This is a genomic window from Clostridium magnum DSM 2767 (assembly GCF_001623875.1).
In the GTDB taxonomy this organism is placed as follows: Bacteria; Bacillota; Clostridia; order Clostridiales; family Clostridiaceae; genus Clostridium_AM; species Clostridium_AM magnum.
Genome location: NZ_LWAE01000019.1, coordinates 1 through 19,496, shown reverse-complemented (window position 1 = coordinate 19,496; position 19,496 = coordinate 1). Strand labels below are relative to the sequence as shown.

Here is a 19,496-nt window from a genome sequence, read left to right as displayed (position 1 = left end):
TTTCAAGTTATACAATAAAAAAAGACACCTTTTGGTATCTTCAATATCAGTCTAAACTATATAGAGTCGTGCACCTCGCTTTGTCTGATAAACTATGAGCGTTACCCATACAGTTAACTCAAACCAGGTTTATCCACGGCACACGAAAATGATCACTTACCGCTGCTTCCTTCCGGACCTGACGGGGTTCATGAGTTTTCGTTGCGTGGGACCCAATTCTCAACGCCACTTATATGGGCCAGACCCCACAGTATTATAGCCTAATCGAGGAATTCAATCCTGCTATAGCGGATTGCAGGTTACAGGGCACCGCTAACTCCCCATCTAGCACGACAAAGGTTTAATGGCGGATAAAGGGGGATTCGAACCCCCGGTAGAGTTGCCCCTACACACGCTTTCCAGGCGTGCTCCTTAAACCACTCGGACATCTATCCATATTACCCACTCATGAAAATTATTTAATTTTGTCCCGAATCGAGACAAGACTTATTATACTATTAACTTTAAAGTAATTCAACACTTTTATAAAAAATTTTGATAATAATTTTTTGGCGGAGAGAGGGGGATTCGAACCCCCGGTACACCTATTAAGTGTACAATTGATTTCGAGTCAACCACCTTCGACCACTCGGACATCTCTCCGTTTTTATCTTGTCTTTTAGAAAAAATCTACTAATATGTTACTACAATGCTCATTATAAGTCCAGTGGTTATTAGTCCAATGATTTAACAAGTTATTTTGCAGCAACGCTGATTTATTTTTCTTAAAATAGTCCTATTGGTTTTATCTTGTCAGGTCAGTTATAGCATTTGCTATATTAAAAATTCAATATACATAAATAAGACTTAGATTTCTACTACATAAATTAAAAGTTTTTACCGACACAACTTAAATACTTATCAGTGTTTTTTTTACTTGGCTTTTTAGTTGAAGTTTTAACAACAAGCTTTTTCATTCTGGTTATCCTCCTGTAAAATATTTTTTAAAGCTAGCTCTTCTATAATTATGTACAAGCTTTTAAAAAATATTCAGTAGAGATTTAAAAAATTGTAGTTTACTATTTTCTAAGATATACACACGAATGAACTTTAATCTAAGTAACTTTGCAAATTGTATTGCGTTAACTCCATTATATTACTTTTACTTATTAGCTATGTATCCACATTGCATGTGTGTTGTAGATACATCATACTTATTATTTGGTGTGATTTACAAATAATTGTAAATACAATATATATTCAACGTAGATACAAAAACAAGTGAAATTCTATACATAAATGCGTCATATACGTTATAGCCGTCATATACATAAAAAATAGCACAATTGATATCCTATTTTTTAATAGAAAATCAATCGCACTATTTTACTCCCCCTAATGTTTAAGCTCTATCTCTCCAAATTATCTTCTCTTTTTAAAAAAGTCTACTAATATATTACTACAATCCTCATTATAAGCCCAGTGGATATTAGTCCAATGATTTAATGAATCATTTTGCAGTATATTTACTACCGAACCACAAGCCCCTGCTGTTGGGTCAAAGGTTCCTATATATAAATTACTTATTCTTGATTGAAGTATAGCACCTGCACACATAGGACATGGTTCCAAGGTAACATACATACTACAACCACTTAGTCTCCAATTTTCAATTACCTCTGAAGCTTTTTTAATAGCCAATATCTCTGCATGAGCTGTTGGATCCTTCTGTGTTTCTCTTAAATTATGTGCTCTAGCTATTATCTTATCTTCTTTAACTATAACCGCACCTACAGGAACCTCCTTCAAAATAAGAGACTTTTTAGCTTCATGTATAGCCTCAAGCATAAAACTTTTATGCATAATGTACTCCCAACCATAATGATATATTTAATTATCCTACATATAAAAAAATATCTAATATAGTTAAAACCTTGTAATCTGTAGACTACAAGGTTTGTAACTTGGTGCGCCCGAGAGGAATTGAACCCCCGGCACATGGTTTAGGAAACCACCGCTCTATCCAACTGAGCTACGAGCGCATATTTACTTGTTACCCTTGTATTTTATTATAATTCAAAATAAATGTCAATTTTATATATAACTTTTTTAGCTTAAATTTACATAAATTATGAGTATTTTTAGTTTTTTTTTGAAAATACCTCAATTTTATTATTAATTGGCTTCTCATATGGGTATATTATATTAGAATAAAAAATATAATAATTATGAGGTGTTACTATGATTAGTGATTTAAAAAACTTATTTTTAGCAGGTATAGGTTCTGCAGCATATACTTACGAGAAAGCTTCAAAATTAATTGATGATATGGTTATAAAAGGCAAGTTAACTATAGATGAAGGAAAGGATCTTTCCGAGGAATTAAAAAGAAATGTTAAAAGTAAAACAGAACAATATAAACCTTTAACCAAAGAAGATATTCTAGAACTGCTAAATGGAATGAACTTAGCATCTAAGTACGATTTACAAAATATAAGTGAAAGGCTAAATAAGCTAGAGGAAAAAATTGGTAACCCAAGTAATCCCCAATGAATGTTGGGGTTTTACTTATTAGGGAGGTTATAGTATGTATAAAAACTCAACTCAAAGATTTAAAGAAATAGTACGAGTTTTAGCACATTACGGCTTTCTATATATTCTCGATAACAAAAATAATAAAAAAGAAAATTCTTCAGCTAATTTAAGAAAAGCTTTTGAAGATCTAGGGCCAACCTTTATAAAAATAGGGCAAATTCTAAGTGCTAGACCTGACATACTGCCTCCTAGTTATGTAAAAGAACTCTCAAAACTTCAAGATAATGTGCCTCCAGAAAGCTATGAAGATATTGATAAAGTCTTTTTTAGTCAATTCAATAAAAGCATAGAGGACTTTTTTATTTATTTTTCAGAAAAACCATTAGCATCAGCTTCCATAGCGCAAGTGCATAGTGCAGTGCTTACAGATGGTAGAGAAGTTATTGTAAAAATTCAAAGACCAGAAATAAAAGAAAAGATGCAAATGGATATATCAATACTAAAAAAGGTAATTAAGCTTACTAAATCAAAGCTTCCTGATGTACTTATAGATCCTGAACAAGCATTAAATGAAATATTATCATCAACAGAAAACGAGTTGAATTTTAAAGTTGAATCAGAAAATATAAAAAGGTTTAAGAATCTAAATAAAAATGTAGCTTTTTGTTATGCCCCCTTTGTAATAGATGAATTATCAAGCAACAGAGTTCTAACTATGGAAAAAATAGATGGATTTAAAATAACTGACTTTGAAAAGCTCAATGACAGTGGATATGATTTTGATGATTTGGGAAAAAAATTAGCGCTTTCATTTTTTAAGCAAGTTTTTACCGATGGTTTTTTTCATGGTGATCCCCACCCTGGAAACTTCCTAATTCGTGAAGGTCAAATATGCTTTATAGACTTTGGTATAATGGGTTGTTTGTCTAATTCATTGAAGTCCTATTTAAATCAAGCTGTAGTAGCTATTGCTTTACGAGATATAGATAAGTTAGTATCTGTAATAATATCTCTTGGCATAAAGAAAGGTTTTGTCAATAAAAATAAGTTATATGAAGATATTGATTATCTTTTTTCCAAGTACATATCTACAACACTTGATAACATTAAAATATCAGTATTGATTGAAGAAGTCTTTGATTGTGCAAAAAATAATAATATAAAACTACCTAAAGATTTAACACTTCTTGTAAAGAGTTTAATTATTATAGAAGGAGTTGTAGCAAAAATTGCTCCTAATATTCAAATACTTGATATAGCAACTCCCTTTGTAAAAAGTAATAGTGAATCCTTACTACTAAAGAACTTAAATCTAGATCAATTTTTAATACATTCTTACGGCTTTGTAAAGGATTTTTCAGTTCTTCCTAATAAACTTGTAGAACTAAGCAATAGTATATTAAATGGCAGAGCTAAACTACAGCTTCAGGTTCCATCCTTTGATAAATCTATGGATGAGTTGAATAAAATGGTAAATAGGTTAGTTTTCGCCCTAATAATTTCATCATCCGTAATAGCATCAGCATTAATACTAACCAAGGACATTGGCCCAAGATTATTTGGAATATCTGTTATTGGAATCTTAGGATTTGTTATCGCCGCTTTTATGGGGTTTTGGCTTCTTATATCTATAATTAAATCTGGTAAACTATAAAAGGGGGTTAACACTTATGTATAAGCCCCTTTTAATTTTCATTTCTTTCTTGAATGCCACTTAATATATTGCCTAATAAATTCTCAATTAATTCCTCTATATCTGTCTTATCTTCATTTATAAGTTCATATACTGTAGCTGAACAGATTGTTCCAAATAAAGTATATGCCATAAGATATGAGTCTCCCTTCTTTACTACCCCCTGTTTCATAGCTTCTTCTAAATAAGATTTCATATAATTAATATATTTTTTGATAGATTCTCGAAGCTCTAATTGCCTTGATTCCTGTCCCCAAAGTTGGCTCATTACAACTTTAAAAAAATCTCTACTTTCATAAACAAATCCTAACTGTACCCTACAAAGAACCTTAATCTTTGAAAGTATGTCTTCCTGCTTAACTGCTATACTTTCTATTTTCTCTTTTATAGCAGCCATACCCTGTTCTATTATAAAGTTAAATATTTCCTCTTTACTTTTAAAGTGATAGTATAGCGTTCCTTTAGCTACACCTGCATCTGCTGCTATAATATCCATAGTAGCACCATTATACCCTGAATTTGAGAATACCTTTATAGCAGAATCAAATATTGCTCTTTTAGTTTTATTCATTAATATCACTCCAAATTTTTATTATGAACCAGTTGACCAGTCAGTACAATTGATTCATATTCATTATACTATGTTATTAAGATAACTCAATACATTAAAAATAATTTATATATATATTAATCAAGTATTATAAATTGACAATATATATATAATAAATGATAATTGTAATTAAGCATTTTACTTACAATAATTTTTTTAATGAAAGAGGTTATACTATGGTTAAATTTTATAATAGAGAGACTAAAGAGTATGAAACTGAACAAATAGCAGGAGACACATACCTTAATTGGACTTACTCTTCACCTGTTGGGATGAGACTTTTAGAATTAATAATTAAGAAAAAGCTTTTCTCTAAATTATATGGATATTACTGCGATAGTAAGCGAAGCCAAAAGAAGATAGCATCTTTTATTAAAAATTTTAATATAGACATGTCTCATAGCGAAAAGTCCCTAGAAAGGTTCGAATCATTTAATGACTTTTTTACTAGAAAGCTAGTTAAAGCTGCTAGACCTATAAATAACATATTGGAAACACTAATATCTCCTGGTGATGGTAGGCTTCTAGCTTATGAAAATATCGATCTGAATAAATTAGTTCAAGTTAAAGGTTATACCTACAGCCTTAATAAACTTATCGATGAACCGAATATAGTATCAAAATTCTCAGAAGGTACTTGTTTAATTCTTAGACTCTGTCCAACTGATTATCACAGATTTCACTTTATAGATAACGGAACCTGTGAAGATAGCAAAAAAATTAAGGGTGACTATTACTCCGTAAATCCAATTGCATTAAAAAAAGTACCAGAACTTTTTTGTAAAAATAAAAGAGAGTGGAGTATTTTTCATTCAAATAACTTTGGAGATGTGTTGCATATAGAAGTAGGCGCAACCTGTGTTGGCTCCATAATACAAACTTACACCCCAGGAAATACTATAAAAAAAGGTGATGAAAAAGGATATTTCAAATTTGGTGGCTCCACTACTATACTATTTTTCCAAAAGGGAAAAGTAAAAATTGATGACGACATAATTGAGCAGACAAACAAAGGATATGAAACAAAAATACTTATGGGTGAGAAAATAGGAGAAAAAAAATATTAGACCATAAAGAACCTAGAAGCGACAACTTCTAGGTTTTCTATGGTGGACTTGAGAGTATTCTTAACCATTGTTAACCGAAGTTTAATTAATACATTTTAATCCTCATCTATAGGAATATTGTCCAGATCACTCTCTAATGTGTTTATATTCGTTTTTATTGTATTTACAGTCATATTTTCTTCTTCAATCTTTTGAGATTCTGCTAGGCCAAAAGTTACGGTACTATTTGTTTTCATAAACTGTTTCAATCTTTCATCAATAAGTTTACCAACTGCCCCTAAATCACTAAACTCAGCAGAATTTTTATATTTTTCATAAAATCTAATAGACTCGCAAATATAGTCTGTAACAATAAATCCTTCGTCCTCAGATTTTTTATCTTCTAGTAAATTTCTTATGTCTATATTTTTTTTAGAAAATGTAAGCATTAATGATCCTGGTCGTTTTGCCATAATACACACCCCTTTTTTCTGCTAGGCTATGTACTTCTTGTAAGCAATTTTATATAACCCTTCCACAGTTGACCATTGTGGCTCTGTAGCTATAAACGCGTTAGGAATTTTGTTAGTTATAGTTTCAACAAGCTTTTGGGTTGTTCCTCCTACAAATACTAGACCATCTAACTCGTCTATACGAAATCCATGTCTATTAATCTCTTCACAAGCTTCATCAAAGAAACGCTCTTTGCTTCTTGCAATAATTTCTTCACTTCCCTTATCTACTTTCCCAAAACTAGATAAATAACCAAGTTCTAGAGCTCGTTCTGCAGCATCAAACTTAACTATATTGCCCCGTTTATACCCTGTTAAATCATCTGCTACATAGTTAGTTAATTTTGTAGCCCCAAATTCTTCTACGAAACGGTCTGAGGTTGGAGATAAGCATACTCCATTAGTATAAAGTGAGAAAGTGAAATTTAATCCTCCAAAGTCAACCACTCCTACTTTTCGCTGCTCAAATATATGAGGTGATAAGTATACTATTCCTGATCCTTCAGCTTTTATCATTATATCTTCTATTTCGAAACTATAATTTTTACCATCTACATTTATATCTATAATCCCATCACCTTTTATAAATTCTTTATACTCTAGTTTAGCTTGTTGGACTTTTAAAACACTTATAGGACACGCAAGAACCATGTTAACTTTATTATCCCTAGTTTCTGGTTCCAAGAATTGAGTTATTGCAGTATACGTACAAATTTGGTGTAGAAATATCGTCTTCGAAGTTTCATAACTCTTAGTTTCTCCCTGCTCCCCAATAATTAGTTCCTGCCCATTAAATATAACCTTATGCGACTTCCCCTCTACATCTATATACCCATTCCTTAAATCATACATTTTTGTTCTTATATCTACTTTTTTAAGATCAGAAGCCATCCCTCTAGAATTTCTCCCCATCGCTTTAATAGCATACTTTCCTGCGTCTAACGCAATTACATACTCTTGCATATTAACCTACCTCCATTTTTTCCCTGTATCTACATTGTATTATAATTGCATATACAAATCAATTACTTTTTAACCATTTTATGTAAAAAAATTATTATTCTGCAGATACAATGCCGATTCGGTGTAGATACAAAATTCTATGCTATAAAATAAAATGCTATACACATATACATATATACGTTATAATTGTAATATACTTACAATTATGGGAGGTTTTTTTACATGGATACAGATAAAATTAATCAAGCAAAACGAGTTAGGTTTAATACGACTTTAAATCAATGGATTTTGATTAAACTTAAAGTACTTGCTGCTGCAAAAGAAAAGAACGTAAATGATCTCATAGAAGAATTAGCCCTAGATTATATAAAAAAAAGCTTTAATATACCCTAAGGTAATTCAGCTTCTTTTACGCCTGTCCACTTACCAAATATTTTGAATGCAATAAAAACCCTAGAAGTTATTTGACTTCTAGGGTTTTTATTGGTGCGCTGGAGAGGATTCGAACCCCCGACCAACTGGTTCGTAGCCAGCTACTCTATCCAACTGAGCTACCAACGCAAATGTAATGGCGGAGAAAGAGGGATTTGAACCCTCGCGCCGGTTACCCGACCTACGCCCTTAGCAGGGGCGCCTCTTCGGCCACTTGAGTATTTCTCCATGCCCTACTCTTTTATAATATATTTGGCGGAAAGACAGGGATTCGAACCCTGGGTACGGTCACCCGTACGCCGGTTTTCAAGACCGGTGCCTTAAACCAACTCGACCATCTTTCCATGAATAACAACATAACTATATTAACACAAATGAATTAAAAAATCAAACTTTATTTAAAGATTTTTTAATATTTATTATTTAATGTATTATTATATAAAATCTCAATAAAGCTTAAGATTTAAGTGATACAAATTAAAAAGCACCTAGTCATCAAGGTGCTTCCTGGCGGAGAAAGAGGGATTTGAACCCTCGCGCCGGTTACCCGACCTACGCCCTTAGCAGGGGCGCCTCTTCGGCCACTTGAGTATTTCTCCATGCCCTACTTTTGTTATAATATATTTGGCGGAAAGACAGGGATTCGAACCCTGGGTACGGTCACCCGTACGCCGGTTTTCAAGACCGGTGCCTTAAACCAACTCGACCATCTTTCCTCATTTGTTGACATGTATTATTATATCAGCAGGTTCTACACATGTCAACAACTTTTTTTATATTTATTTTATAACTTCTCTACCACCCATATATGGCCTTAAAACTTCAGGAATTATTACACTTCCATCAGCTTGTTGATAGTTTTCAAGTATTGCTGCTACTGTTCTACCTACAGCAACACCTGATCCATTTAATGTATGAACGTATTGTGGTTTATCCTTTGGAGTTTCTTTATACTTAATATTAGCACGTCTTGCTTGGAAATCTTCAAAGTTACTGCAGCTTGATATTTCCACATATCTATTATAACTTGGCATCCAAACCTCTATATCATACTTAAGAGCTGCTGTAAATCCTAAATCCCCTTTGCATATTCTAACTACTCTATATGGAATTCCTAATTCCCGAAGCACTTCTTCTGCGTCATTAGTTAGTTTTTCAAGTTCCTCATAAGATTGTTCTGGTTTTGCAAATTTAACAAGTTCCACCTTATTGAATTGATGTTGTCTTACGAGTCCTCTTGTATCTCTTCCCGCTGATCCTGCTTCTGCCCTGAAACATCCACTATATGCAACATGTTTTATTGGTAAGCTTTCGCCCTTTAAAACTTCATCTCTGTAAAAATTAGTTACTGGAACTTCTGCTGTAGGTATTAAGAAGAAATCATTATTTGAAACTCTGAATGCATCTTCTTCAAATTTGGGCAACTGACCTGTTCCTGTCATACTTGTTCTGTTTACCATATATGGTGGCAATATTTCTTCATAGCCATGCTTTTCTGTATGTGTATCTAAAAAATATGATATAACAGCTCTTTCAAGTCTAGCACCTAAACCTCTATAGAAAGTAAATCTTGACCCTGTAACTTTTCCAGCTCTTTCAAAATCAAGTATATTAAGATTTGTACCTATATCCCAATGGGCCTTAGGCTCAAATTCAAATTTAGTAGGTTCTGCCCATTTTCTTATTTCTATGTTATCCTCATCTGTATCTCCATCTGGAACAGCTGGATTTGGTATGTTAGGTATTCTAAGCATTATGTATTCCATTTTGCTATCTATCTCAGAAAGCTTTACATCATATTCTTTTATCTTATCTGATAACGCCTTCATCTCTGCCATAAGTGCATCAGCATTTTGTCCTGATTTTTTTAGCTTAGCTATCTCCCCTGAATCTTGATTTCTTTTATTTTTTAATACTTCAACTTCCACTAAAACCTGTCTTCTTTTTTCATCTAATGACATAAGTTCGTCTATAGTTGCTGTATCAAAGTCCTCCCCTCTATTTGCTAAAGCAGCTTTAATTTCTTCTGCATTATTTCGTATTCTCTTTAAATCTAACATATTATAATCCTCCTAAAAATTTATCGTATAAACCAAAAAAAGCCTTCTATCCCATAAAGGGACGAAAGACTCCGTGTTGCCACCCTAATTAATCAAGTAACTTGATTCACTCTACGATTATATCGGTATCACCGTACTGATGTTAACAGTCCCTCCAAGGTGGATTCACAATACTACAGTATCAACTCACACCAACCGCTGATTCTCTTAAACTTTTATATTGCTACTAGCCTTATCACAGGTAATTTTTAATTTTACTTAATTATACATACCTTAACTTTTTATGTCAACATTATTTCTTAACTTTCTATGGGTATATAATCGTCTATCATATTTAAGAGATTCTTTCTATATTTTTAGTACATATTATGTCTGCACCTGTGTTCAAAATATTCTTACAAATAATGTCCCCTGCTTTTATTGGTGCTCCTACATATAATCTCCCTAAAGCCTTTGAACATTCTATCCAGATCTTTTTGTCCAAAGGCTTACTGCTTTTTACTGAAACCACATTATTCTTAGCCCCTTTTATTCTGACCACTGTAGTAAATAAGCTCTTATTATTATTCATTTCCATATTAGCAAAACTTATTCCCTCATCGCACTTGTTGCCGTAAATCTCTATGTTATCATCATATTTATCGATACTTAATACACACATTTTATTACATCTATCACAAATAACCTCTTTAATCATACTTAAACTCCTCCAAATAATTAAATTTCATCAAATTCCTTAATTCTACCAACTATCAACCTTGAATTTTTCGAATCTTTAACTATTTCTGTCATACTTTTATTAGTTTCTCTCGCTAAAATTGTTGCAATTTTGTTCAGACACTGAGCTCCATTACAACTTCCAAAAGTAACCTCAGTTCTTCTTTTTATTCCCTCTAAAGTTCTGGCTCCTAAAGGTCTTCTTATTGAATCAATAATTTCTCCCTCAGTTACCTTTTTACAATAACACACTATCTTACCGTAATTTTTATTTACTTTTATAATATCATTTCTTTCTTTATTAGATAGATATCTAAACCTGTAAAATTCCCTTCTCTTATCTACAAAATCTTTTTTTAATATACAATTTAAGTTGTTTATTATAGTTTCACATACTATCTTTGCAATAGCAGGCGTCATTGTAACCTGCCCATAATGTTTTCCTGTAACCTTAATATATCCTGTATCAATAAGACTATCATCTATAATTAATGTATCATTATAAAAAGGTGACTCATAAAATGTATTTATTTCTTCATCACTCAGTTTCCCCATAAAATTCGATATTTTTCTTAAACTTTCATGGTAATTTATATCCTCATCAGTCTTTATAGATATCATAGAGTTTTCCTGAACAGTAGGTACTGAATATACAGTTTCTTTTGTTTCACTTATTGTTGATACTATATTCTTAAAACTGCCCTTAAAACTTTTATCTAATAAGAAATGTTTTAAGTAACTTCTATTCTTACTTACTTTACTTGAACCATCAATGCTATAATTTTCTCCTGGTGTTGTATTTAACACCATATTACAACTAAATTTATTCTTATTTGTAATTACTCTAAAACCCTTAGACACTTTTTGTATATCTAGAACTTCCTCTTCTAGTTTGAAATTTACCCCGTTATCAAAGGCAACTTCTCCATAGGCAATAGCAAGATCATAAGGTGCTATAATACCTGTATTTTTAGAGTATATAGCCTTTTTCACGCTCATAGTTAGATTTGGCTCCATTTTATATACTTCTTTACTATCTAATAAATAAATATTATCTATACCTCTATTTAATGCTTTATCATACATATTGATTAGCTTTTCTTCACTTTTTTTATCTTCTGCAATAATCAATGAATTACACTTCTTAAAACGAACATTAAACTTTGAAACAACATCATCTATTAGCTTATTTCCCATAAGTTCAAGCTTTGCAACTAATGTATCCTCACATTCTACCCCATCGTAAACTATTGCAGAATTAAGCAATGCCACATCATCTGCTATATCATAATCTTTTTCAATAAGGGCTATGTTTAAGCTATATTTTGAGAGTTCATAAGCTACTGCACACCCTATTATTCCTCCCCCTAATATAAGCACATCATAATCCATAGTTTAACCTTCCTTTCAATAAACCACAACACTTCTAATAATGTATATTTATAGATGACCCCTCTGGAATGTTCTTATATATCCACTCAGCATCCTGTATAGATATCCTTATACATCCATGAGAAGCTGGAAAACCTAATTTTTTCTTTTCATCTTCTATTATATTACCTTTTTGGTCTACTGGTATAGAATGTATTAAATAGTTAGAAAAAAATTTTATATAATATCTAGCACCTTCTTTATACTTGTTACTAAAAAAATACTCCCCTTTACTTTGAACATAAAATATACCAAGCGGAGTTTCCGTATCCTGGTCCCCTATAATTCCTGTAGAACAGGATATATTTTTAATTATTTTATTATCACTTAATATTTTCAAACTTTGTTTTGTCAAATTTACATCTAAATTATATTTTGTATTCCTAGAAATCGTACCTTTTAAATTGTTTTTGTCCTTTCTTATCCAGCCTTTTCTTCCTAGTTTATTTTCCTCACAATATACATATCCCTTATTTTCCTTATAAGCAACTACTACATCATCTTTACTTAGCGTAAATATAACCTTATCTCTTCCAGAATCATCTTGATAAACATTAACCTTATCTGAGCCTATATAATATGTCTTTTTAAAACAAGTATTTGACGAAAATACTGCTATATCATCATTGTAATCTTGTTTATTTGATCTATTATCATTTTTTATATTAGCTTTATCTACATTAACTGTTTGTTTAGCTTCATCATCAAACTGAACTATGAAAGCAGGTGCAAATATAAGAATAGATGTAAGTATTAGACTATAAACTACTATTTTTTTCACTATATAACCCTCCGAGTTAACTCATATATTGGTATTATTTGCATGAGGGCTATACTTTAAACCTATTTATTAAAAAATATAAAGAGAAAACAGACCTATGTCCGTTTTCCCCTTTATATTATGCAAATTACTTATTTAATTCTGTTATCATTTCTCCAAGCTGTTTTATATACTCTCCATATTTAGCCCAGTCACCATTTTTCTGTGCCTCTAATGCTTTATCATATACTTCTTTTACTTGCTTTATTTTGTCCAATTTTTCTGCACTATTACCTGAAGATACATTACTTTGATTTATGCCTTTATCCTCTTGTTTATAATTAAACATTTGTTCAAGAGCACTTTCTATATTTTCAGCTAAAATTATATTCTCCCCATATGAAACTATGACTCTTTTCATTTCAGGTATACTATTTTTGCCACTAGCTCTTAAATACATAGGTTCTACATAAAGTAATGAATTATTTATAGGTACTATAATAGTATCTCCAAATTGAACTTGAGAATCTCCTTTATTCCATAGCGATAACTCTTTAGATATAGCCGTATCTTGATTTAGCTTCTGTTTAAATAGATATGGACTATACACAGTCTTTTGTGGTGGGAATTTATATAGTACCATCTTACCATAGTTTTCTCCATCCATTCTTGCTCCAAATAAAGCTACCATGTTATCTTTGTTTCTCATGTTGAAATATTGAATAACTACCATTTCTTCATTTTTTTCACCTGGAAGCTTCATTACAACATAAGGAGCCTCTGAAGCATCTTTTTCTCCTTCAACTTGTTTTTGATTTTTCGATACTTCCCATAAGTCTTCACCATTATAAAATACTCCTGGATCTGTTACATGATATTTTCCAAGAATATTACACTGAATTGTAAACAAATCCTCAGGGTACTTAAAATGCTGCTTTATGTCATTAGATAGTTTATCTGTATCTTTAAATAACCCTGGGAATATTTTTGAATAGCTTATAGCTATAGGATCATTTTTATCAACTAAATAAAAATCAGTATTACCATCATATGCATCTATAACAACTTTAACAGAATTTCTTATATAGTTTATATTACTTTGAATCTGTGAAAAAGGATATTTATCTGACGATGTATATGCGTCAATAACCCAATAAAGTCTTCCATTACTTATAACAATATACGGATCTGAATCATAACTTAAAAATGGAGCTATTTTTTTTACTCTATCTACTATATTTCTATTTATTAATATCTTACTTTCACTAGTTATATCTCTCGATAAAAGAAAATTTAAATCTCCTTGGTTTGCTGCAAATAAAATTTTGCTCATAAAGCTCATTTTAATTCCAGCTTTACCATCATATTTATTTGTTTGATTATCTCCACCTTTAGGATAATCGAATTCATTCATTTTTGTATTTACTATAGCGTAATCATCTGTCTTTTCTCCAAAGTATATCCTAGAGTTTTCAAGGTCTATATTCGTACTATTTTGAGGTGGCATATCTTTTATAACAAAATCAGGTTGACCTTCTGATGTTACAGAATTAACCTTACTCATTACAACACCATAACCATGAGTATATATTAGATGTTTATTCTGCCATGTACTTGGATCTATTGCTTGGCTATTAATTTCTCTCGCTGCTACAAACACCTGATTTGACTTATTATTTACATTATATCTATCAACATCCACATCATTAAAACCATAGTAATATCTTATAATTTGCACTTGATTGTAAAATTCCAGTGCAGGATTATATGAATTTACTCTTATATTATCTATAGTATCCTTATTATTATTAATATCCTCTTTTGTTAAGTTATCTTTTACTTCAAAAGGCTGTGCTTGAATATCTTCAATATTAAATGCTTTTCTTGTATAATCTATATTATATTTTATATAAGGTTGTTCTAGAGTTTTTTCATTTGACTTAACAAGAAAAGTCTGAACAGCATTTGATGCTACTCCTTCAGTAATAACTAAAATTACTATTAGTCCTATAGAGGCCACTATAGGTTTTACCTTTGATGCTAGTACACTAGTGAAAATAACTATAGCTGCAATAAGTGAAACTACAACTATTATTTTATAAAATAACATACTTACGTGAACATCTGTATAACTAGCTCCAAATGCAACTCCTCTAGGACTGTAAACTAGACCAAAAGCTTTAAGCATATAGCCTATGGATACACAAACCATTATCAATGCTGAAATAATAGCTAATTGTTTCCCTGCAAATCTTGTAAGACCACCATTAACTAAATTAATTCTAGAAAACCTTCTCTTTATATTTTTTGTTGAATATATCTTATCTTTTGCACTTAAAATAGAATATGTTATAAATGTGATAAAAACTAAAAAACCTAGTAAACTTACCATTGCACCATAAATTGATTGTATAAGTGGAAGTTTAAAAACATAAAAAGATATATCTATATTAAAAATAGGATCTTTTATATTAAATTTAACTGAATTAGTGAATTGTAAAATTCTATACCAATAGGCTGCTGAAAATGCATAGGAAATTATTAAAGAGATTATTAGGTTAGAGGTAAAGAATATTCTTTTTTCAATTTTATTTTTTTCACTATTTACTTCAACTACCTTTTTATACTTAATAATGCTTAATCTCAAACTCTTATAATATAGCCATATTCCAATGAAACTTATTAGAAAAATAGGTATCATAAGCTTTATTATTGCTACAAGCTTAGTAAAATAAACAGATATATAACCTACTTCTTTATACCATTCTATATTTACTATTAAATCAACAATCCTAGCAAAAAAACTTATACACATTAATATAATAAATATAGTTGTACTTAAAAATAGTTTCTTTTTCATTTAGATCACCTCTTATTCATTTTAAGTATTTTGCCTAGTGTAGAATATTTTAGTTCTATTGCGCCACATGGACATAACTCCTGACAACAAAAACACCTTATACATTCCTTCATATTCCATGTAGGTATGTTTTTATCCTTATCTTTGATCATTTTTATAACTCTAGATTTTTCAGGACATACTTCTTTACATCTTCCACAACCAATACATTTTTCCTCTATAAGTGATGGATCTGGTGCAATTAAATCTCTTAAAAAATTTGTAACTGCAGGACTTATAAAATAGAAGCTTCCAGCCTTTCTACAAAGTTGAAAATCACTTACTTTCATATCTTCAATGCTCTGTCCTAAAAGTTCTATATTTTTAGGAAGAACTTCTCCCCAGTTTTGATCATAAGCTTCTTTTAAAAGAGGTATATCTAGCGGGTTATCATATCCTATCAATCTAACCGCTGTGGAATCTACTGCAGATAAACTTTTGCCCATTATTAACGTGTTCATCTTTTTAGGAGTTCCACTTTTAGGACCATTTCCCTCCATTGCTATAATACCATCTAATATTGCAAAATTAGTATTAACTAAAGTATTTAAGTCCAATAGCATTTTGCAGAAGTTATTTGCATTTGGCATTCTAGTATGCCATGTAGCCTTTAATGAACCTGGTACACAGCCAAATTGGTTTTTTATAGCTCCGGTATAATAAGCCATAGCATGTGTCTTAAGCTTAGGTAATGTTATAAGCACATCAGCTTCATAGGGTGCTTTAGCTATAGTCCATGACTTACATAATATAGACTCGTCTAGCTTCACATGTATAGAATCCTTAAAATCTTCAAATTTCACATCATACTTTTTAGCTATATTTAAAAATCCTGATCTTTCAGCGGCCTTTAAAGGGTCTCCAAACCCTGGTGAGTCTCCAAAGGATATATCACTTGTATAGTCTTTTATAATTCTTATAACAGCTTCAAATACATTAAAATTTGTAATAACTGGTGAGCCAGCTTCTTCTATTGATAGCATATTAGGTTTTAATAAAACCTTTTTATTATATGGTATGAGTTCTTTTAAAAATTTATCCCCCCCTAAAAGATTGAATCCCTCTCTTAGCTTTTCTTCAATAAGTTTTACATCATAATCTTCACATTTTAAAAGCGCTACCTTTTCCATTAGGTTTCTCCATCATTAATTAATTCTTAATATATTGCCTATTTTAATCCGATAATAAATACATTTTATTTTTTAGTTCTGTGGTTATATTATCCATTATATCATCATTTTCTGCAGAGATAGTATGTAGATGTATTCCTCCTGTTAATATTAAAAGTGGCTCAGCCTTATGCTCATTAATTTTCTTTATAAAATTTTCTACATCATAAAGAGTTTTTATCATAAGCATTCCTTTTAGCTCACCGTAAACTGAATGTTCTATTATAACATCCTCTATAATACCACCAAATTTCACAACTGTTTTAAGTTCATCTTCTATGTCATCTGCTTTATGACAGAAAGCCATAACTTTTTTCACAAGATTTTTTTCCTCATTAGATATTAAGTACCCTTCTGGGGTAGCTATAATCTTCTTTCCTTCAGCTCTCAAAATAGCAATATCCTTTACAATTATCTGTCTTGTAACTCCTAACTCTTCTGACAAAACATGCCCTTTGTGCGGCGTATTCGTTTTCCTTAAAAGATCTTCTATATATTTTCTTCTTTCTTTTGAATTCATATTTACCTCCAGTATATAAAACAGCAATGTAGTTAGTTTAATATTTATATTAAGTAAATTCTAAGTATATATTACCATTATCTTTCAATAAATAAAATGTTTTTATACCTACATGGGCTGTATTTAATTTCTATCATCGCACATTCTCAGTATATCTAACTCAAAATTTCCTATCACATTATAATTATGATGATTTTCAATTAAATATAATAATTTAGGGTCATAATTATAATTTTTCAGTATATCTTTACCTATTGTCCCATGATTATAGTATACATTTACTTTTTCTATATTTGATAGCTTTTTTATGCCACCTTTAGTTATATTATCAACTAAAACCATAATAGATTTATCTATTATATTTAATTTTTTATGTACTTTACCTATATCATGAAGTAATGCAGCTTTTACTAGTAACTTAGATTCTATATTATTTTCCTTACAGACATATGTTACATCATAAGCTACTTTTATAGAATGTTTTTGATCATATGCAGGTAGCTTGTAAAATAACTTTAGCTCATTTTTACTTAAGTTACTATGTAAAAAATCTAAATCTTCATTGGTTATTTTAGGATTTATAGCCCAATAGAACTGTTTTACCCTATAAAAATCCATTTTTTGTACACCCCTAACCTTATATGAATATATTTTAGGCTTATTTATATTATAACTTATATAATAATTTATATAAAAAAAAATGTCTGTAATTAAATTACAGACATTTTCATGGTGGAGATAAAGGGATTCGAACCCTTGACCCCCTGCGTGCAAGGCAGGTGCTCTCCCAGCTGAGCTATACCCCCATATGGTGGACCTTCAGGGACTCGAACCCCGGACCTACCGGTTATGAGCCGGTTGCTCTAACCAACTGAGCTAAAGATCCATATAAACCTGGCGACGACTTACTCTTCCACACAGTCTCCCGTGCAGTACCATCAGCACTGTAAAGCTTAACCTTCGTGTTCGGAATGGGAACGGGTGTTACCTTTACGTCATAATCACCAGATTGAAAGAATTTTGTTCTTTCAAAATTGCACAGTGAATAATTAGGTCAAGCCCTCGACCTATTAGTATTAGTCAGCTGAACATGTTACCATGCTTACACCTCTAACCTATCAACCTTGTGTTCTTCAAGGGGTCTTACTAGCTTATGCTATGGGAAATCTTATCTTGAGGTGGGCTTCACGCTTAGATGCTTTCAGCGTTTATCCCGTCCTGACATAGCTACCCAGCTGTGCTCCTGGCGGAACAACTGGTGCACCAGAGGTCAGTCCATCCCGGTCCTCTCGTACTAAGGACAGCTCCTCTCAAATTTCCTACGCCCGCGACGGATAGGGACCGAACTGTCTCACGACGTTCTGAACCCAGCTCGCGTGCCGCTTTAATGGGCGAACAGCCCAACCCTTGGGACCTACTTCAGCCCCAGGATGCGACGAGCCGACATCGAGGTGCCAAACCTCCCCGTCGATGTGGACTCTTGGGGGAGATCAGCCTGTTATCCCCGAGGTAGCTTTTATCCGTTGAGCGATGGCCCTCCCACGAGGAACCACCGGATCACTAAGCCCCGACTTTCGTCCCTGCTCCACTTGTTTGTGTCGCAGTCAGGCTCCCTTCTGCCTTTGCACTCTTCGAACGATTTCCAACCGTTCTGAGGGAACCTTTGGGCGCCTCCGTTACTTTTTTGGAGGCGACCGCCCCAGTCAAACTGCCCACCTAACAATGTCCCGTGACCAGTTTCATGGCCGCCGGTTAGAATCCCAGTACTGTCAGGGTGGTATCCCAAGGTTGACTCCACAAAGGCTGACGCCCTTGTTTCTCAGTCTCCCACCTATCCTGTACAGACAATACCGAAATTCAATGCTAAGCTACAGTAAAGCTCTACGGGGTCTTTCCGTCCAATCGCGGGTAGCGAGCATCTTCACTCGCAATACAATTTCGCCGGATTTGTTGTCGAGACAGTGCCCAAATCATTACGCCATTCGTGCGGGTCGGAACTTACCCGACAAGGAATTTCGCTACCTTAGGACCGTTATAGTTACGGCCGCCGTTTACTGGGGCTTAAGTTCATACCTTCGCTTGCGCTAAGTATTCCCCTTAACCTTCCAGCACCGGGCAGGCGTCAGCCCCTATACTTCAGCTTTCGCTTTAGCAGAGACCTGTGTTTTTG

Annotated in this window: 16 protein-coding genes, 10 tRNA genes, 2 rRNA genes, 1 other RNA gene and 1 other annotated feature; of the genes, 4 read left to right on the top strand and 25 right to left on the bottom strand. The window is 32.2% G+C overall.

The genetic code is table 11. The features are described 5' to 3' along the window. Positions 1–66 precede the first annotated feature (66 nt). The 5 genes from ffs to CLMAG_RS29860 all read right to left on the bottom strand — a co-directional run bounded on the left by ffs (position 67) and on the right by CLMAG_RS29860 (position 2,021). Positions 67–333: signal recognition particle sRNA large type (gene ffs / locus CLMAG_RS29880), an RNA gene on the bottom strand. Positions 334–344: 11 nt separating this feature from the next. Continuing rightward, positions 345–434, bottom strand: a tRNA-Ser gene (locus CLMAG_RS29875). 115 nt (positions 435–549) lie between these two features. Continuing rightward, positions 550–642: transfer RNA gene (locus CLMAG_RS29870), tRNA-Ser, on the bottom strand. A gap of 759 nt (positions 643–1,401) precedes the next feature. Beyond that, the gene (locus CLMAG_RS29865; RefSeq protein WP_066631155.1) at positions 1,402–1,842 is read right to left on the bottom strand and encodes a nucleoside deaminase; all 441 of its coding nucleotides are present in this window, start codon (positions 1,840–1,842) and stop codon (positions 1,402–1,404) included. Positions 1,843–1,944: 102 nt separating this feature from the next. Next, a tRNA-Arg gene (locus CLMAG_RS29860) sits at positions 1,945–2,021 on the bottom strand. Positions 2,022–2,220: 199 nt separating this feature from the next. Between CLMAG_RS29860 and CLMAG_RS29855 the strand changes: the two genes are divergently transcribed. Both CLMAG_RS29855 and CLMAG_RS29850 read left to right on the top strand, forming a co-directional pair. After that, complete coding sequence (locus CLMAG_RS29855; protein ID WP_066631153.1) at positions 2,221–2,532, top strand: phasin family protein; 312 nt, start codon at positions 2,221–2,223, stop codon at positions 2,530–2,532. A gap of 34 nt (positions 2,533–2,566) precedes the next feature. Beyond that, complete coding sequence (locus CLMAG_RS29850; protein ID WP_066631151.1) at positions 2,567–4,168, top strand: ABC1 kinase family protein; 1,602 nt, start codon at positions 2,567–2,569, stop codon at positions 4,166–4,168. 31 nt (positions 4,169–4,199) lie between these two features. Here the strand turns inward: CLMAG_RS29850 and CLMAG_RS29845 are convergent, their stop codons facing one another. Continuing rightward, positions 4,200–4,778: a TetR/AcrR family transcriptional regulator gene (locus CLMAG_RS29845; protein ID WP_066631149.1), complete on the bottom strand. Its 579-nt coding sequence runs from the start codon at positions 4,776–4,778 to the stop codon at positions 4,200–4,202. 215 nt (positions 4,779–4,993) lie between these two features. Between CLMAG_RS29845 and CLMAG_RS29840 the strand changes: the two genes are divergently transcribed. Next, the gene (locus CLMAG_RS29840; RefSeq protein ID WP_066631147.1) at positions 4,994–5,884 is read left to right on the top strand and encodes a phosphatidylserine decarboxylase; all 891 of its coding nucleotides are present in this window, start codon (positions 4,994–4,996) and stop codon (positions 5,882–5,884) included. Positions 5,885–5,979: 95 nt separating this feature from the next. On the opposite strand, the gene CLMAG_RS29835 is transcribed toward CLMAG_RS29840, so the two are convergent. Together CLMAG_RS29835 and CLMAG_RS29830 are read right to left on the bottom strand one after the other, a co-directional pair. Then, complete coding sequence (locus CLMAG_RS29835) at positions 5,980–6,336, bottom strand: hypothetical protein (protein WP_066631145.1); 357 nt, start codon at positions 6,334–6,336, stop codon at positions 5,980–5,982. Between the two features lie 21 nt (positions 6,337–6,357). Beyond that, positions 6,358–7,338 (bottom strand): ParM/StbA family protein, encoded by a 981-nt coding sequence (locus CLMAG_RS29830; protein ID WP_066631141.1) that lies wholly within the window; start codon positions 7,336–7,338, stop codon positions 6,358–6,360. Between the two features lie 222 nt (positions 7,339–7,560). Between CLMAG_RS29830 and CLMAG_RS33120 the strand changes: the two genes are divergently transcribed. Beyond that, the gene (locus CLMAG_RS33120; protein WP_169809825.1) at positions 7,561–7,731 is read left to right on the top strand and encodes a hypothetical protein; all 171 of its coding nucleotides are present in this window, start codon (positions 7,561–7,563) and stop codon (positions 7,729–7,731) included. A gap of 91 nt (positions 7,732–7,822) precedes the next feature. Here the strand turns inward: CLMAG_RS33120 and CLMAG_RS29825 are convergent. The 17 genes from CLMAG_RS29825 to CLMAG_RS29745 all read right to left on the bottom strand — a co-directional run. Continuing rightward, positions 7,823–7,899 (bottom strand) — tRNA-Arg (locus CLMAG_RS29825). An 8-nt stretch (positions 7,900–7,907) separates the two neighbouring features. Then, a tRNA-Ser gene (locus CLMAG_RS29820) sits at positions 7,908–7,998 on the bottom strand. A gap of 25 nt (positions 7,999–8,023) precedes the next feature. Continuing rightward, positions 8,024–8,114, bottom strand: a tRNA-Ser gene (locus CLMAG_RS29815). A 164-nt stretch (positions 8,115–8,278) separates the two neighbouring features. Then, positions 8,279–8,369, bottom strand: a tRNA-Ser gene (locus tag CLMAG_RS29810). 26 nt (positions 8,370–8,395) lie between these two features. Then, positions 8,396–8,486, bottom strand: a tRNA-Ser gene (locus CLMAG_RS29805). A gap of 63 nt (positions 8,487–8,549) precedes the next feature. Beyond that, on the bottom strand, positions 8,550–9,830 hold the full coding sequence (serS, locus tag CLMAG_RS29800; RefSeq protein ID WP_066631139.1) for a serine--tRNA ligase: 1,281 nt from the start codon (positions 9,828–9,830) through the stop codon (positions 8,550–8,552). Between the two features lie 54 nt (positions 9,831–9,884). Continuing rightward, positions 9,885–10,078 (bottom strand) — a binding site (T-box leader). Between the two features lie 86 nt (positions 10,079–10,164). Further along, positions 10,165–10,527: a DUF1667 domain-containing protein gene (locus CLMAG_RS29795; RefSeq protein WP_066631138.1), complete on the bottom strand. Its 363-nt coding sequence runs from the start codon at positions 10,525–10,527 to the stop codon at positions 10,165–10,167. 20 nt (positions 10,528–10,547) lie between these two features. Next, positions 10,548–11,939, bottom strand: coding sequence for an NAD(P)/FAD-dependent oxidoreductase (locus tag CLMAG_RS29790; protein WP_066631137.1), 1,392 nt, complete (start codon positions 11,937–11,939; stop codon positions 10,548–10,550). Between the two features lie 34 nt (positions 11,940–11,973). After that, positions 11,974–12,759 carry a L,D-transpeptidase gene (locus CLMAG_RS33360; protein ID WP_242873187.1) on the bottom strand — a complete coding sequence of 262 codons (786 nt, stop codon included), beginning with the start codon at positions 12,757–12,759 and terminating at the stop codon, positions 11,974–11,976. A 127-nt stretch (positions 12,760–12,886) separates the two neighbouring features. Further along, positions 12,887–15,598 carry a UPF0182 family protein gene (locus CLMAG_RS29780; protein WP_066631136.1) on the bottom strand — a complete coding sequence of 904 codons (2,712 nt, stop codon included), beginning with the start codon at positions 15,596–15,598 and terminating at the stop codon, positions 12,887–12,889. Between the two features lie 5 nt (positions 15,599–15,603). Continuing rightward, positions 15,604–16,767 carry a DUF362 domain-containing protein gene (locus tag CLMAG_RS29775; protein WP_066631131.1) on the bottom strand — a complete coding sequence of 388 codons (1,164 nt, stop codon included), beginning with the start codon at positions 16,765–16,767 and terminating at the stop codon, positions 15,604–15,606. A gap of 43 nt (positions 16,768–16,810) precedes the next feature. Continuing rightward, the gene (locus CLMAG_RS29770) at positions 16,811–17,326 is read right to left on the bottom strand and encodes a transcription repressor NadR (protein ID WP_066631130.1); all 516 of its coding nucleotides are present in this window, start codon (positions 17,324–17,326) and stop codon (positions 16,811–16,813) included. Between the two features lie 123 nt (positions 17,327–17,449). Beyond that, positions 17,450–17,944: an HDIG domain-containing metalloprotein gene (locus tag CLMAG_RS29765; protein ID WP_066631128.1), complete on the bottom strand. Its 495-nt coding sequence runs from the start codon at positions 17,942–17,944 to the stop codon at positions 17,450–17,452. 112 nt (positions 17,945–18,056) lie between these two features. Then, positions 18,057–18,132: transfer RNA gene (locus CLMAG_RS29760), tRNA-Ala, on the bottom strand. Positions 18,133–18,135: 3 nt separating this feature from the next. Next, positions 18,136–18,212 (bottom strand) — tRNA-Ile (locus tag CLMAG_RS29755). Between the two features lie 6 nt (positions 18,213–18,218). Further along, positions 18,219–18,335 (bottom strand): 5S ribosomal RNA (rrf, locus tag CLMAG_RS29750). 41 nt (positions 18,336–18,376) lie between these two features. Continuing rightward, a 23S ribosomal RNA gene (locus CLMAG_RS29745) occupies positions 18,377–19,496 on the bottom strand; the annotation flags it as partial.

Bases quoted from the DNA above. Each gene is read 5' to 3' on its own strand.
- CLMAG_RS29865 (WP_066631155.1), bottom strand. From the start codon at position 1,842: ATGCATAAAAGTTTTATGCTTGAGGCTATACATGAAGCTAAAAAGTCT.
- CLMAG_RS29855 (WP_066631153.1), top strand. From the start codon at position 2,221: ATGATTAGTGATTTAAAAAACTTATTTTTAGCAGGTATAGGTTCTGCA.
- CLMAG_RS29850 (WP_066631151.1), top strand. From the start codon at position 2,567: ATGTATAAAAACTCAACTCAAAGATTTAAAGAAATAGTACGAGTTTTA.
- CLMAG_RS29845 (WP_066631149.1), bottom strand. From the start codon at position 4,778: ATGAATAAAACTAAAAGAGCAATATTTGATTCTGCTATAAAGGTATTC.
- CLMAG_RS29840 (WP_066631147.1), top strand. From the start codon at position 4,994: ATGGTTAAATTTTATAATAGAGAGACTAAAGAGTATGAAACTGAACAA.
- CLMAG_RS29835 (WP_066631145.1), bottom strand. From the start codon at position 6,336: ATGGCAAAACGACCAGGATCATTAATGCTTACATTTTCTAAAAAAAAT.
- CLMAG_RS29830 (WP_066631141.1), bottom strand. From the start codon at position 7,338: ATGCAAGAGTATGTAATTGCGTTAGACGCAGGAAAGTATGCTATTAAA.
- CLMAG_RS33120 (WP_169809825.1), top strand. From the start codon at position 7,561: ATGGATACAGATAAAATTAATCAAGCAAAACGAGTTAGGTTTAATACG.
- serS (WP_066631139.1), bottom strand. From the start codon at position 9,830: ATGTTAGATTTAAAGAGAATACGAAATAATGCAGAAGAAATTAAAGCT.
- CLMAG_RS29795 (WP_066631138.1), bottom strand. From the start codon at position 10,527: ATGATTAAAGAGGTTATTTGTGATAGATGTAATAAAATGTGTGTATTA.
- CLMAG_RS29790 (WP_066631137.1), bottom strand. From the start codon at position 11,939: ATGGATTATGATGTGCTTATATTAGGGGGAGGAATAATAGGGTGTGCA.
- CLMAG_RS29780 (WP_066631136.1), bottom strand. From the start codon at position 15,598: ATGAAAAAGAAACTATTTTTAAGTACAACTATATTTATTATATTAATG.
- CLMAG_RS29775 (WP_066631131.1), bottom strand. From the start codon at position 16,767: ATGGAAAAGGTAGCGCTTTTAAAATGTGAAGATTATGATGTAAAACTT.
- CLMAG_RS29770 (WP_066631130.1), bottom strand. From the start codon at position 17,326: ATGAATTCAAAAGAAAGAAGAAAATATATAGAAGATCTTTTAAGGAAA.
- CLMAG_RS29765 (WP_066631128.1), bottom strand. From the start codon at position 17,944: ATGGATTTTTATAGGGTAAAACAGTTCTATTGGGCTATAAATCCTAAA.